Annotated in this window: 11 protein-coding genes; 5 read left to right on the forward strand and 6 right to left on the reverse strand. The window is 68.8% G+C overall.

Annotated features, from left to right (window positions below; genetic code table 11):
• Positions 1-181: 181 nt before the first annotated feature.
• Genes F6X38_RS11960 through F6X38_RS11975 form a run of 4 tightly spaced genes read left to right on the forward strand, consistent with a single transcriptional unit; the run spans position 182 to position 3,777 of the window.
• Positions 182-967, forward strand: a complete 786-nt coding sequence (locus tag F6X38_RS11960) for a FadR/GntR family transcriptional regulator (protein ID WP_150970058.1) — start codon at positions 182-184, stop codon at positions 965-967.
• Entirely contained in the window at positions 964-2,115 is a 1,152-nt protein-coding gene (locus F6X38_RS11965) for a mandelate racemase/muconate lactonizing enzyme family protein (protein WP_150970059.1), read from the forward strand. The genes F6X38_RS11960 and F6X38_RS11965 overlap by 4 nt, the downstream gene beginning before the upstream one ends.
• Before the next feature lie 49 nt (positions 2,116-2,164).
• Entirely contained in the window at positions 2,165-3,478 is a 1,314-nt protein-coding gene (locus tag F6X38_RS11970; RefSeq protein ID WP_150970060.1) for an MFS transporter, read from the forward strand.
• Positions 3,479-3,492: 14 nt separating this feature from the next.
• Positions 3,493-3,777: a sulfurtransferase TusA family protein gene (locus F6X38_RS11975; RefSeq protein WP_150970061.1), complete on the forward strand. Its 285-nt coding sequence runs from the start codon at positions 3,493-3,495 to the stop codon at positions 3,775-3,777.
• On the opposite strand, the gene F6X38_RS11980 is transcribed toward F6X38_RS11975, so the two are convergent.
• Positions 3,742-4,848 carry a CobW family GTP-binding protein gene (locus F6X38_RS11980; RefSeq protein WP_150970062.1) on the reverse strand — a complete coding sequence of 369 codons (1,107 nt, stop codon included), beginning with the start codon at positions 4,846-4,848 and terminating at the stop codon, positions 3,742-3,744. The two genes, F6X38_RS11975 and F6X38_RS11980, sit on opposite strands and share 36 nt — an antisense overlap.
• Before the next feature lie 7 nt (positions 4,849-4,855).
• Positions 4,856-6,037, reverse strand: a complete 1,182-nt coding sequence (locus tag F6X38_RS11985) for a D-alanyl-D-alanine carboxypeptidase family protein (protein WP_150970063.1) — start codon at positions 6,035-6,037, stop codon at positions 4,856-4,858.
• Between the two features lie 163 nt (positions 6,038-6,200).
• Here F6X38_RS11985 and F6X38_RS11990 point away from each other — a divergent pair, with 163 nt between their 5' ends.
• Entirely contained in the window at positions 6,201-7,370 is a 1,170-nt protein-coding gene (locus tag F6X38_RS11990; protein WP_246191311.1) for a M20 aminoacylase family protein, read from the forward strand.
• Between the two features lie 3 nt (positions 7,371-7,373).
• Here F6X38_RS11990 and F6X38_RS11995 read toward each other — a convergent pair whose 3' ends face one another.
• The 4 genes from F6X38_RS11995 to F6X38_RS12010 all read right to left on the reverse strand — a co-directional run bounded on the left by F6X38_RS11995 (position 7,374) and on the right by F6X38_RS12010 (position 13,868).
• Entirely contained in the window at positions 7,374-10,640 is a 3,267-nt protein-coding gene (locus F6X38_RS11995) for an efflux RND transporter permease subunit (protein ID WP_150970065.1), read from the reverse strand.
• Positions 10,641-10,650: 10 nt separating this feature from the next.
• Positions 10,651-11,862: an efflux RND transporter periplasmic adaptor subunit gene (locus F6X38_RS12000; protein WP_246191312.1), complete on the reverse strand. Its 1,212-nt coding sequence runs from the start codon at positions 11,860-11,862 to the stop codon at positions 10,651-10,653.
• A gap of 14 nt (positions 11,863-11,876) precedes the next feature.
• The gene (locus F6X38_RS12005) at positions 11,877-12,515 is read right to left on the reverse strand and encodes a TetR/AcrR family transcriptional regulator (protein WP_161992733.1); all 639 of its coding nucleotides are present in this window, start codon (positions 12,513-12,515) and stop codon (positions 11,877-11,879) included.
• 840 nt (positions 12,516-13,355) lie between these two features.
• On the reverse strand, positions 13,356-13,868 hold the full coding sequence (locus F6X38_RS12010; protein WP_210248888.1) for a DUF4760 domain-containing protein: 513 nt from the start codon (positions 13,866-13,868) through the stop codon (positions 13,356-13,358).
• Positions 13,869-13,884: the final 16 nt, after the last annotated feature.

Below are 13,884 nucleotides of genomic sequence, written 5' to 3' on the forward strand. Positions count from 1 at the left end.
GTCTCTCGCCGGTTTGTTTCAACCGAGCAATCGCAGCCTGTAGAGGCTGGCGTAGAGTGGATGCAAGCCGGAGCCGGACTTCGATGCCGGGACCGCACGTCCAAACCTTCGGGCACAACACACAGGCCGATTGACATTTCTTCTAGATAGGATCTAGAAGCTTTCGCCGAGGAGACGGCGAATGCTGCCATCGGGCGCGACACGGGAAACGGTGCAGACGATCGGCAGAGCCATCGTCGGCGGAACCTATCCGGCGGGATCGCGCCTGCCCTTCGAGGACGAACTCGCTGCGGAACTCGGCGTCGGTCGGAACTCGCTGCGGGAAGCCGTGAAGGTGCTCGCCGGCAAGGGTCTCGTGCGCACCGCCCGGCGCTACGGCACTTTCGTCACCGACGCGGCGATGTGGAACGCCTTCGATCCGGACGTGCTCGCATGGCGGCTTGCGGACAGCGCCAGCCACGCCCGCTTCAAGCGCGAGGTCGCCGACCTTCGCGCGATGATCGAGCCCGGGGCCGCGGCGCTCGCGGCCGAAGCCGCGACGCCGGAGGAGCGTGCCCGGATCCTCAAGCTCGCCGAAGCCATTGATGCGGCGGATCCCGCCGCCGCGATCGGCGCCGATGTCGACCTGCACCTCGCGATCCTCGCGGCAACGCACAACAGCCTGCTGCAAGGGTTCAGCCGGTCGCTCGATGTCCTGCTCCGCACCCTGTTCGACGCCGACCTTCGGCTGATGGCGGAGGGGCAGCGCTACGATCCGAATCCCGCCGTCCACCTCGCGCTCGCTTCCGCCGTCGCGGGCGGGCGCGCCGAAGAGGCTCGTTTCATCGCGATGGCCATCACCGCGCGCGGCCGGCAGACGGCCGACGCGCTCGACGCCGATCCCGCTTTGTGGATCGGGCGCGCCGCGGATGGGCCAGTCCGCAGCACGGCGGACATTACCTCACCGACGGAGACGGACCACGCATGAAGATCGCCGCGATCGAGACCTTCACGCCGCGTGTCGGCCTCCGGAACCAGCTTCTGGTCAAGGTGACGACGGATGAAGGCGTCTATGGCTGGGGCGAATCGGGCTTGTCGAGCCGCGAGAAGGCGGTGGCGGGCGCGATCGAGCACTACGCGCAGTTCCTCGTCGGCCGGGACGCCTTCGCCATCGGCGCACTGTGGCAGGAGATGTACCGCTCGCAGTATTTCGAGGGCGGCCGGGTGCTCACCGCCGCGATCTCGGCGATCGACATCGCGCTGCACGACATCAAGGGCAAGGCGCTCGGCGTCCCGGTCCACGAACTGCTCGGCGGCAAGCAGCGCGAGCGCGTGCCGGCTTTCGCCACCGCCCCGGCCGAACCGGGCGAGGCGATGATCGAGCAGGCCGAAATCCTGAAGGCCGCCGGCTGGACCTGCATCCGCTTCGTGCCGGCCGGCCAGCACGCGACCGATCAGTTCGAGCCGCGCGAGTCCATCGCCCGCACCGCGCCCTGGATGGTCAAGGCGCGCGAAGCGCTCGGGCCGGAAGTGGTGCTCGGCATCGACTATCACCATCGCCTGTCGGTGGCGGAAGCGGCGAGCTTCTGCCAGCGCATGCCTTCCGGCACGCTGGACTTCCTGGAGGAGCCGATCCGCGACGAGACGCCGGCCGCCTACGCGGCGCTCCGGCGGATGACCGACGTGCCCTTCGCGATCGGCGAGGAGTTCGCGTCGAAATGGCAGTTCTTGCCGTACATCGAGGGCGACCTGCACCAGTTCAACCGGATCGACGTCTGCAACGTCGGCGGCTTCACCGAGGCGATGAAGATCGCGGCTTGGAGCGAGGCGCATTACGTCGACCTCATGCCACACAATCCTCTAGGTCCTATCTGCACGGCGGCGACGGTGCATCTCGCCGCGGCAGTCCCGAACTTCGCTTGGGCGGAGTGCCGTGCCTCGCCGGTCGAACAACTCTGCTTCGATTCGGGCGACGTCTTTCCCGTACAAGTCCGGCTGGACGGCGCGTCCTACCTCGTGCCGGACGCGCCGGGGCTCGGCATCGAAGTCGACGAAGCGGCGCTGACGCGCGAGGCCTTCCGCTTTGCCGAGCCGCCGCATCTTCGCCGCCGCGACGGCAGCTACACCAACTGGTGACGCCCGAACGCCGGACCGCTTTCACGAAATTTCGAAAAGGAAACGCGCGATGAGCGCCATTTCACCGGCCGCGACGTCGCGGCAAGTCGCGTCGCGCACGCGCTTCGCGATCGTCGCGCTCCTGTTCGTCACCGGCGTCGTCAACTACCTCGACCGGACGAACCTGTCGCTCACCGCCAACTCGCTGTCGAACGAGCTGCAGATCGATTCGGTCACGATGGGCTGGGTTTTCTCGGCTTTCGGCTGGACCTACACGATCCTGCAGCTTCCCGGCGGCTGGCTCGCGGACCGCGTCCATCCGCGCGTGCTCTATCCGCTCGCGATCGGCGTCTGGTCGATCGCCACCTTGTCGCTCGGCTTCGTCGGCGGCATCGCGACGCTGTTCGTCCTGCGTCTTCTCGTCGGGGCGTTCGAGTCGCCCTCCTACATCATGAACAACCGCATCGTGACGACGTGGTTTCCCGAGCGCGAGCGGGCGAGCACGATCGGCATCTACACCTCGGCGCAGTATGTCGGCCTCGGCTTCCTGACGCCGGTCCTCGTCTGGACGGAAAGCGCCTTCGGCTGGCGCTCGGTGTTCTTCATCACCGGCGCGCTCGGCGTCCTCATGATGCTGATATGGGCGGCTTTCTACCGCGATCCGGCGAAGTTCCGCGGCACGAACGCCGCCGAGATCGAGCTGATCCGCGAGGGTGGCGGCATTCCCGACCTCAGCCGGCGGATCGAGACGAAGCGAGACGGCGAAGGCTTCTCGTGGGCGGATTTCCGCATCGTCCTCGGGCGGCGCAAGCTCTGGGGCATCTATATCGGCCAGTTCTGCTACCTCGCCTCGGCGAACTTCTTCCTCACTTGGTTCCCGACCTATCTGGTGAAGTTCCGGCACCTCGACTTCCTGAAGGCCGGCTTCTACGCGGCCGTGCCGTTCCTCGCGGGCTTCGCCGGGGTGATCTTCTCCGGCTTCCTGTCCGACGCGCTGCTCCGCCGCGGCTCGACGTTGGAAACGTCGCGGAAGGTGCCGGTGCTGGTCGGCATCGGCCTGTCGGTGATGATCATCGGCGCGCAGTTCGTGGATCGGCCCGCCGCGATCATCGCCTTCCTCGCGATCGCCTTCTTCGGCACTGGCATGGCCTCGATCACCTGGTCCTACGTCTCGGCACTGGCGCCGGAGCGGCTGATCGGGCTGACGGGCGGCGTCTTCAACTTCTTCGGCGGCGCGTCCTCGGTGGTGATCCCGATCGCCATCGGCTATCTCGTGCAGGGCGGCGATTTCACGCCGGCCCTCGCGCTCTGCGCCGGCTTGGCCGTGGTGGCGGCGCTTTCCTACATCGTCCTCGTCGGACGGATGGAGCGCGTCGAGGAATAGGAAGAGGACGGGCTTTGCGCGAGGGCGGTTCCGGCGAGATTGTTGAGCGTCTGGATCTGCGGGGCCTGCGCTGCCCCCTCCCCGCCCTGAAGACCGCGGCACGGCTGAAAGCCTTGCCGGCCGGCGCGCGGCTCGATGTCTTCGCCGACGACCCGCTGGCGCGACTCGACCTCGCCCATCTCTGCGGCGCGGAGGGTCACGACCTCCTCGCCGCGACGGAGGCGGATGGATACTTGAGCGTCTCGATCCGGCGCGGCGGGCGCTCAGCCGGTGAGGGAGCGGAAGCCGGGCACGGCTAGCGGGTTGTCGATGAGCGCCTGCCGGTCCGGCGCGTCGATCCGCGGCTCGCCGATGAAGGCGGCGAAGAGATCGCGCACCCGCCGCTCATCCAGCCCCTCGCCGATCACGACGAGCCGCGTCGCCGGCTCCATGCCGTCCGGCCACGCGCCGAGCCGCGCGGGCGGGTGGAAGAAGCCGCGCACGCCATGGAGGACGAGCGGGCGCTCCACGGCTTCCCGCACATGCGCGATGCCCTTGACGCGCAGGAGGCCCGGCCCCGCCGCGCCGGCGAGCGCCTCCATGAAGCCGCGAAGATCGCGCTCGCCGATCGGCTCCCGGCGCTCGATCACCAACGACCCGATATCCGGCGCGTGATGGCGATGGTGGTGATGCGGGTGGTCGTGCTGGCCGCCTTCCTCGCGCAGCCAGGCGCGGACATCCGTAGACTTGGCGTTGGGATCGAACGGCCCGCAGCCGAACAGCGTGTCCGCCGCCGCCTCGCCTTTCGCCGCATCCAGCATCGGCGCGCCCGGATTGAGGTCGCGCAACGCGCCGCGAAGCCGGTCCGCCGCGCCCGCATCCGCGAGGTCGGTCTTCGTCAGGACGATCCGGTCGGCGACCGCTGCCTGCCGCCGTGCCTCGACATGCTCGGCGAGATTGGCTGGGCCGGCGAGCGCGTCGACGACGGTGACGACGCCGTCCAGCGCGTAGGCCCGGGCGAGCGCCGGATGGCCGATGAGGAGTGCCAGGATCGGCGTCGGGTCGGCGAGGCCGGTGGTCTCGACGACGACGCGCTTCAGCGGCGCGATCCGGCCGGTCTGCATCCGATCCACGAGGTCGGCCAGCGTGTCGGCGAGATCGCCGCGCACCGAACAGCAGAGGCAGCCGCCGGAGAGCTCGATCAGCCCGTCGGAAGCCGATTCGACGAGAAGGTGGTCGACGCCGACCGCGCCGAACTCGTTGACGATGACGCCGGTGTCCGTCACCGCCGGGTCGGCGAGCAGCCGGTTCAGCAGCGTCGTCTTGCCGGCGCCGAGGAAGCCGGTCAGAAGCGTCAGGCGGACCGGCTCGGCGGAAACGTGGAAGGCCATCCGCCGGTCAGTTCGCGCCGTCGCCTTCGTCCGGCGCGGCGGGCGCGACCGCGACGGCGTCGGACGGCAGCGGCGGCCCCTCGCGGCCGGCGGAGGCCGCGAAGCCGGGCGGCAGCGGCGGCCCTTCCTTCTCCGGCACGTAAGGCGGCCGCGCCATCGGTACGGGGATGTTGTAGTTGGCGATCTGGGTGATGCCGGCCTCGATGCCGGGCGCGGCCGCCGCGCCGCCGAGCGAAACGCGCACCACCGAGCGGGCGCGGTCCATCTCGTGGAGATGCGAGCCGGGCGAACCGTCCTTGCGCTCCGCCTCGTCCTCCCGTGCCTCGGCCCGCTCCTTGCGCCCTGCCGCCGAGCAGATCTCGCCCGAGATGTCGGCCGCGTCGCCGTTCGCGACGGCCAGGTCGGCGAGGAGCGTCGTTTCCTTCGCCGGGTCCGCCTTGAAGCCGAGGTCGAGCAGTTCCGCCACCCGGCGGTCGCGCACGATGGTGCCGCTGGCGCCGAGCACGACGGCGACGACCGTGCGCCCGTCGCGCGTCGCCGAGCCGACGAGGTTGAAGCCGGACGCGCAGATATAGCCGGTCTTCATGCCGTCCGCGCCATCGAAGCGCCCGAGCAGCCCGTTGGTGTTCTTGATCGTCGCAGCGCCCGTCGAGATCGCCTCGGTGCCGAACAGCGTCGCGAAGGTCGGGAACTCGGTGCGAAGCTTCACCGCGAGGAGCGCCAGGTCCTTCGCGCTCGAGTGCTGGCCCTCGCCCGGCAGCCCGTTCGGGTTGACGAACCGGCTGTCCTTCATGCCGATCGCGGCGGCCTCCTCGTTCATCATCCCGACGAAAGTCTCCAGCGAGCCGCCGCCGACCGCCTCGCCGATCGCGACGGCGACGTCGTTCGCCGACTTCACCAGCATCATCCGGAGCGCCACGTCGAGCCGCATCACCGAACCCGGCTGGAAGCCCATCTTGGACGGCGCCTGCGACGCAGCGTATCGCGTCATCACCACCGGCGTGTCGACGGCCGCCTTGCCGTCCTCGATCGCCTTCAGCGCCACATAGGCCGTCATCAGCTTCGTGGTGGAAGCCGGATACCAACGCGACGAGGCGTTCTGCGCGTAGAGCACCTTGGCCGTGGCGACGTCGGCGACGACCGCCTGCTCGGCCGCGGCCGGCAGCGCGCCGGCTAGAAGAAGGACCATGAACGCCGTCGATGGTCGTATGCGGATCGCCACCTCGAAATCCCTTGTCGTTGGGCCGGTTTAGGCGGAAAACTGATGTGATAGGAACCTATGCCCTATCTCGCGCCCGGACGGCTTTCTGGCAAGCGGCGCAATGGAAGGCACGCATGAATCTGGTGAATTCGTGAACGGCGGCGAAACGCGCGAGGGCCAAGCGGCGGAGTGGCGTGAGGTCGCCGCATGGCGGCATCACCTCCACGAACGGCCGGAGCTTCTCTACGAGACGCACGAGACCGCGGCCTTCGTGGCGGAGAAGCTGCGGGAGTTCGGCTGCGAGCGGGTGGAAACGGGGCTCGGCCGCACCGGCGTCGTCGGTCTCGTCCGGGGGACCAGGGGCGACGGCCCGACGATCGCGCTCCGGGCCGACATGGACGCGCTGCCGATCGAGGAGGAGACGAACCTTCCCTGGCGCTCGAAGACGCAAGGGATGATGCATGCCTGCGGGCACGACGGACACACGGCGATGCTGCTCGGCGCGGCGCGCCGGCTGGCGCGGTCGCCGGATTTCCGCGGCGCGGTGGCGCTCATTTTCCAGCCCGCTGAGGAAGGCGGTGCGGGCGCAAAGGCGATGATCGACGACGGGCTCTTCGAGCGCTTCCCGATCGAGGCCGTCTACGGCATGCACAACATGCCGGGCATGGCGGTCGGCACCTTCGGCACGCGCGCCGGCCCGATCATGGCCGCGACCGACGAGTTCAACCTGAAGATCGCCGGCCGGGGCGGCCACGCGGCGATCCCGCAACTGACAGCCGACCCGATCCTCGCGGGGGCCGCGCTCGTCCAGGCGCTGCAGCAGATCGCCTCCCGCAACGCCGATCCGCTCGCTTCGGTGGTCGTGTCGGTCACGCAGTTCCACGGCGGCTTCGCGCGCAACGTCATTCCCGAAACCGCAGTGGTGTCGGGCACGGTGAGGACCCTCGACGAGGCGACGCGGACGCTGGCCGAGCGGCGCATCCGCGAATGCGCCGCCGGCATCGGCATGGGCCATGGCGTCGAGATCGCCACCGAATACGTCCGCCACTATCCGGTGACACGCAACGACGCCGGCCAAGTGGAATTCTGCGCCGGCGTCGCCGAGAAGGTCTTCGGAGCCGATGCGGTGAACAGCGACATCCCGCCGCTGATGGGCGGCGAGGACTTCTCGTTCATGCTGAACGAGCGTCCCGGCGCCTTCGTCTTCATCGGCAACGGCGCTTCGGCGAGCCTCCACCATCCCGCCTACGACTTCGACGATACCGTGATTCCCCTCGGTGTCCGCTACTGGGAGACGCTGGTGGAACGCGCCCTCGGCTGACCGCTACTCCGCCGCCTCGCTCGGCGGGCGCAGGAGATAGGGCGGCTTCGGCTCGCCCTTGCCCTCCAAGAGGCGGACGCGCGTCTCCAGCGCCACCAGCCGCTCGGCGGCGAGGTCGCGCTCGTCCTCCTCGTCCTTGCGTCCGACGAAGCGCCCGAACAGCCAGCGGAGCAGGCGGGAAAGGTCGTCCATCACGAGATAGAAGGACGGCACCACGACGAGGCTCAGCGCGGTCGAGACGATCACGCCGCCGATCACCGCGATCGCCATCGGCGCGCGGAACGCCCCGCCCTCGCCGATCCCCATCGCCGACGGCACCATGCCGGCCGACATCGCCATCGAGGTCATGACGATCGGGCGGGCGCGCTTGCGGCCTGCCTCGATCATCGCCTCCAGCCGTCCCATGCCGTGCCGGCGCATCTCGACCGCGAAGTCGACGAGGAGGATCGCGTTCTTCGTGACGATGCCCATCAGCATCAGGAAGCCGATCATCACCGGCATCGAGACCGGCTGGCCAGTGACGATCAGCGCCGCCGCGACCCCGCCGATCGCGAGCGGCAGTGAGAACAGGATGGTGAAGGGCTGGATGACGTCCTTGAACAGGAGGATCAGCACCGTCAGCACCAGCCCGAGCCCGAGCAGCATGGCATTGACGAAGCCGCCGACCATCTCGGTCTGGATCTCGGCATCGCCCGACGCGACGAAATGGACGGAGGCCGGCAGTTCAGTTCGGGCGGCGATCTCGCCGAAGCGCGACGTCGCGGTATCGAGGGCGACGCCCGGCGGCAGGTCGGCGCCGACCGAGGCGCGCCGCTCGCGGTTGAAGCGGTCGATCGTGCTCGGCCCTTCGGCGATCTCGACATCGGCCACCGCCTGCAGCGGCACGCTGCCGCCGCTCGCCGTCGGCACGCGCAGGTTTCGCAGCCGCGCCAGATCCTGGCGGAACCGCAGGTCGAGCTGCACCCGCACCGGCAGGAGCCGGTCGCCGGCGGAAAGCTTGGCGAGCGCCGCATCGACGTCGCCGATCGTCGCGATGCGCACCGTGTCGGCGATGCCTTGCGTGGTGACGCCGAGGCGCGCGGCTTCCGTCGCACGGGGGCGGATCTGCAGCTCCGGCCGCGCCAGCGCGCCGGTGGAGGCGACGCTGGCGAAGACCGGATCGGCGCACATGGCATCTTCCAGCCGCGAGATCGCGACGTTCAGGTCCGCGTCGCTGGACGACAGGAGGTTGAACGAGACGTCGCGCTCGCCGCGATCGTTCAGCTTGAAGATGCGCACGTCCGGCACCGCGGCGACGGCGGCGAACACCTCCTTCTCGATATCGGCCTGCGGGCGCGTGCGCCCCTCGACCTGCATCCGCGGCAGGTGAAGGCCGATCCGGTCGCCGGCCGCCGCGACGCCGTTCGCGAGGGCCTTAACCAGAGAATGTTCCTGGTGCTCCAGCAGTACCGTCAGCGCGGCGCGGCGGGTGTCGAGCGAGCCGGTCGGCGAGGTGCCGCCCAGCACGAAGACGTTCGACACGCCGTCAATGCGCTCGATCAGGCCGCGCACCTTCTCCATCGCGACGTCGGTCTCGGCGAGCGGCGTGCCGGGCGGCAGCTCGGCCGAGACGACGATGCGCGACACGTCCTCCGGCGGGAAGAGGTTCATCGGAATGCGCATCATCGCGAAGAGCGACAGCGCGAGGATGCCGAACGAGGCGACGAGAGTGAGGTAGCGGACGCGCAAGGTCGCCCGGACGAAGCCGGTATAGAGCCGCATCAGCGGGCCGTCGCGCTCTTCCTCGCCGTGCGCGTCCTTCGCCCGCATCAGGTAGGCCGCCATCATCGGCGTGACGAGCCGCGCGACGAGCAGCGAGAAGAACACCGCGATCGCGACGGTGAGGCCGAACTGCCGGAAGTACTGGCCCGGAATGCCCGGCATGAAGGAGACGGGCACGAAGACCGCGATGATGGTGAAGGTCGTCGCGATCACCGCGAGGCCGATCTCGTCCGCCGCGTCGATCGCCGCCCGGTACGGGGACTTCCCCATGCGGATGTGCCGGGCGATGTTCTCGATCTCGACGATCGCGTCGTCGACGAGGATGCCGGTCGCCAGCGTGATCGCGAGGAAGCTGACGAGGTTCAGCGAGAAGCCGAGCATGTCGACCGCCCAGAAGGTCGGGATCGCCGACAAGGGCAGCGCGACTGCGGAGATCAGCGTCGCCCGCCAGTTGCGCAGGAACAGCAGCACGACGAGGACGGCGAGCAGCGCCCCCTCGATCAAGGTGTCGATCGCCGCCTCGTAGTTGCCGTAGGTGTAGAAGACGGCGTCGTCGACGAGGCCGACCTTCACCTCCGGATGCGTCTCCTTCAGCTTGGCGAGCGCGCCCTTCACCGTTTCGGCGACGTCGACCTCGCTCGCTCCCTTCGAGCGGAACACCGAGAAGGTGACGACCGGGTCGCCGTCGAAGCGCGAGAAGGAGCGCTGCTCCTCGTAGGTGTCGGAGACCGTGCCGAGATTGCCGAGCCGGACGAAGCGGCCGTTCGGCAGGGCGATCGCCGTCTCGCTCAAAGAGGCAGCGGAGGCGGCGTCGCCGAGCGTGCGGATCGCCTGTTCGGCCCCGGCGATCTCGCCGCGGCCCGAGCCGAGATCGGCATTGGTCTTGACGATCTGCCGGCTGACATCTGCGGCGGTGATGCCGAAACTGTCGAGCTTGGCGGGATCGAGCTCCATGCGGATCTCGCGCGTCGCGCCGCCGTATCGCTCGATCTTGCCGACGCCCTTCAGGCCCTGGAGCTGGCGCTTCACCGTGTCGTCGACGAACCAGGACAGCTCCTCCAGCGTCATCGCCGGGGAGGACACCGCGAAGGTCTGGATCGCCTGACCGGCGACGTCGATCTTCGAGACGATCGGCGGCTCGACGCTGGCCGGCAGGTCCGGGCGGATGCGGTCGATCGCATCCTTGGTGTCCTGCACCGCCTGGTCGGTCGGGATCTCCATCCGGAACTCGACCGCCGTCGTGGAGACACCGTCGGTGACGGTGGAGGTGATGTTCTTGACGCCGACGACGCCCGAGACGGCGTCCTCGACCTCCTTCGTCACCTGCCGCTCAAGCTCGGCCGGCGATGCGCCGTTCTGCGTGACGACCACCGAGACGAGCGGGAAATCGATGTTCGGGAAACGGGTGACCGGCAGTTCGCGGAAGGACTGGACGCCCACCGCGACGAGCAGCACGAAGAACAGGATCGGCGCGATCGGGTTGCGGATCGACCAGGCGGAGAAGTTCATCGAGCCGCCCTCACCGCTTCGCCTGGGCCCCGAGCGGGTCGCTCGCCAGCACCGGCGTGATGCGGTCGCCGTCGCGCACGAAGGCTCCCGCCTTCGCGACGATCCGGTCGCCGTTCGAAAGGCCCGAGCGGACGACGACGAGGCCGTTGTCGCGCACGCCGAGCTCGACCCGCACCTTGGCGACATGATCGCCGTCGAGGCGCAGCACGCTCGCGCCCTCGCCGCCTTCGTCCGCCGTCACCGCCGTGATCGGCACGACGACGCCCGCCTGCCGCGAGACGGTGACGTCGGCATCGGCATACATGCCGGGGCGGATGCGGGACGCGTCGCCGAGGCTGATGCGCACGAGGCCGAGCCGGGTCGTCGCATTGATCGTCGGCTCCACCAGCCGCACCTCGCCCGCCAGCGGCTCCGCCGCGCCGATCGGCGAGACCTTCGCCGCCTGCCCGGCACGCAGCCGTCCGACATCGCCTTCCGCGACATCGGCGCGAAGCTCCACCGCGCCGTCGCGGATGATCGTGAACAGCGGGTCGCCGGTGCCGCGCGCGATCGCGCCGACCCGGGCGTTCCGCGCCGAAACGATGCCGGCGACCGGCGCCTTCACGCTCGTGCGCTGCAGCTTCAGCTCGATGTCGCCGAGCTGCGCCTCGGCGACCTTCACCTCCGCCTCGGACACCTTCACGCCCTCGCGGGCGGCGGCGAGCCGGCCTTCGGCGGCGTCGGCGGAGGCCTTCGCCTGCTGCACCTGCGCTTCCGAGGTCGCGCCGTTGCCGGACAGGCGCTGGGTGCGCTCGAAGACGCGGCGCGCCTCGTCAGCATTCGCCTGCGCTTCCGCGATCTGCGCCTCGACCTGCAGCAGGGTCGCCCCGGTCTTCGCGCGGGTCGCCTCGATCTGGCTCTTTTCCAGCGTCAGGGCGTCGGAGGAGAGGGTCGCCAGCACCTCGCCGGCCTCGACGCGGTCGCCGACATCGGCCTCGAGCCGGTCGATCGCGTAGCCCTCGATCAGCGGCTGGACATCGACCTCCTCCACCGCCTGGACGAGGCCCGAGGCGATGACGCGGTCGGCGACCTCGCCCGTCTTCGCCTCGACCACCACGATGGAGGGCGCGGCGACGGGCGCGACCGGCGCGGCCGCGGGCGTTTCCGCCCTGGCCGATCCAGCGCCGGCGAGGAACGCCGCTACCGCGATCCCGACACCGATCCGGGAAACCATGTCGAACATGCGGTGCGAGCCCCTCATTCGGCGGCGTCGAGCAGGGGGTGACGGACGCGAACCGCGTCGAGCCGATCGCGCGCGGTGTCGATCACCAGCGTCGTCAGACGGTCGAAGCGCTCCCGCTCGGCCTCGCGGTCGCCGAACGCGAAGCGGCGGAACAGCCCGCTGACGAGCACCACCAGGAAGTCGGCGATCTCCTCCAGTCGTTCGACCGTCGCCGGATCGCCGGCCTCGACCTCGCGTGTCAGGAGCGCGAACATCTCCTTGCGGATGCCGCATTCCATCGCCTCGCGCAGCGCCCGGATCTCGGGATGGCGAATCGCCCCCGCATCGACGTGCACCCAGATCGCGGCCTCCTCGGGAACGAGGCTTTCCCGGTTGATCTCGATCAGGCGGCGGAATGCGACGAAGAAGTCCGGCTCGTCGCGCACCTTCGCCAGGTCGCGCTGGACATCGCGCATGCAGCGCTCGACCAGCGCTTCGACCAGCGCCAGCTTGGACGGAAAGTAGCGGTAGAAGTTTCCGACGCTCATGCCGGCGCCGGCGGCCAGATCCTGCATGGACGCCCCGTCGAAACCCTTGCGCGCGAAAACGACGGTGACCCGCTCGAGAATTTCCTCGGAGCGCGCGGCAAGGTCGTGGCGGTCGATCTGGGTCATGGAAGCGGCCGGTTGCAACGAGCGCAATGTAGTGAATGAACGTTCATTCGCACAAGGGCCTGTCGTCTCGTGGTGATGCGACATCTGAGAACGGCACGATGGTTTGCAGCAGGGCACTTTGGTTTGCCGGTAGTGGCACGTTAGGTTTGCAGCTGTTGATTAGTTGTCGACGGACGTACCAGAGAGCGGCGACCGCAGCGCCATGCATGCCGACGCGACTGACCTGAAGCCGTGCTGCATGCCGCTGACGATCAGAGCCGACACGACTCAATCGCGCTGCGTTCGATGGGAAGATTCCCGGGGAGATTATCTGCGCTCGTAGTTCAACTCCACCTCGTGATGCTGCACGTCACAGGCCCCCTCAGCGTGGATCCGGTCGCGAACGTGCTTCCCAATCCCTACGACGAACGCTTCCTGTCCTCGTTCGTCCTCGAGGATGCCGACGCCCGCGTCCGCTACAGGAAACGTGGATGATCGACCTTCGTCGGCGAGGTCTCGGCTCGCCTGGCTCGACCAACGAAGATATGGAGGACCGCTCGGCGACCCTGCCGCGAGGCGGGTTCTTCGCCTACCGCACCCAGCAGTCGGAACTGTTCGACCGATCCGGATTTCGAAGTCCGTCCGCGATCTCGTGCCGGAGCCAAAGGATCACCCGACCGCCAAGATCGCCGGAGCGCTCTCGACCGGACGCGGCCGCTGCAAGCATGCAAGCCCGAAGCCCATCCTGCCGTTTTACACGAGGGGCCCGAACTCCGGACGTGTCGACTACCCCGCGTCTGCCTTCTCGCCGATCTCCACGTGGCGACGTTCGGGCCTCCTCGATCGCACCTTCGATGTTCGTCATCTGTCGGCGTCCAGGCGACGGGAAAGATCCGACACCGTCGTCCTCGAACCCGGCAGCGAAGCGAAGTGCGTGTCGATGTACGGTTGGAACACCTCGACGAACGTTCGGACCGTGTCGTCGAAGAACACTGCGGTCGTCTCGTGCGAGCAGACCCCGGACCCCTCGCACAGGCCGAGTCGGTTGAAGAAGTAGACGACCTCCCGGATCTGATCGCGCTTCTTCGGATCTTCGCCCATCCGTCGCGCGAAGTTCGCCAAGAGGTTGGCCCTGCCCTGGATAATCGAAGCGGCCGTCGAGCGGTCGGTTTCCGATAACGACGCGAGGAACGACGCGTAGGCTTCCCGGAGCTCGCCGTAGGCGACACGATACCCCTTCGTCTCCCAGTCCTCGATCATCTGCAGCGTGTACTTGGTGCGTTCCCCCTCCTCGGAACTGCGATACTCGTAGACGGCCCACAGACCGCCGACGACGACGCTCGCAGCTCCGAAGGCGGTTCCGATCCGGCGCACCAATGCCGCCCTGCGC

Source organism: Plantimonas leprariae, from assembly GCF_008802405.1.
GTDB classification, from domain to species: Bacteria; Pseudomonadota; Alphaproteobacteria; order Rhizobiales; family Rhizobiaceae; genus Plantimonas; species Plantimonas leprariae.

Coding starts and splice junctions, on each gene's coding strand:
- F6X38_RS11995 (WP_150970065.1), bottom strand. CDS start 10,640: ATGAACTTCTCCGCCTGGTCGATCCGCAACCCGATCGCGCCGATCCTG.
- F6X38_RS11970 (WP_150970060.1), top strand. CDS start 2,165: ATGAGCGCCATTTCACCGGCCGCGACGTCGCGGCAAGTCGCGTCGCGC.
- F6X38_RS11960 (WP_150970058.1), top strand. CDS start 182: ATGCTGCCATCGGGCGCGACACGGGAAACGGTGCAGACGATCGGCAGA.
- F6X38_RS12005 (WP_161992733.1), bottom strand. CDS start 12,515: ATGACCCAGATCGACCGCCACGACCTTGCCGCGCGCTCCGAGGAAATT.
- F6X38_RS11985 (WP_150970063.1), bottom strand. CDS start 6,037: ATGGTCCTTCTTCTAGCCGGCGCGCTGCCGGCCGCGGCCGAGCAGGCG.
- F6X38_RS12000 (WP_246191312.1), bottom strand. CDS start 11,862: ATGTTCGACATGGTTTCCCGGATCGGTGTCGGGATCGCGGTAGCGGCG.
- F6X38_RS11980 (WP_150970062.1), bottom strand. CDS start 4,848: ATGGCCTTCCACGTTTCCGCCGAGCCGGTCCGCCTGACGCTTCTGACC.
- F6X38_RS11965 (WP_150970059.1), top strand. CDS start 964: ATGAAGATCGCCGCGATCGAGACCTTCACGCCGCGTGTCGGCCTCCGG.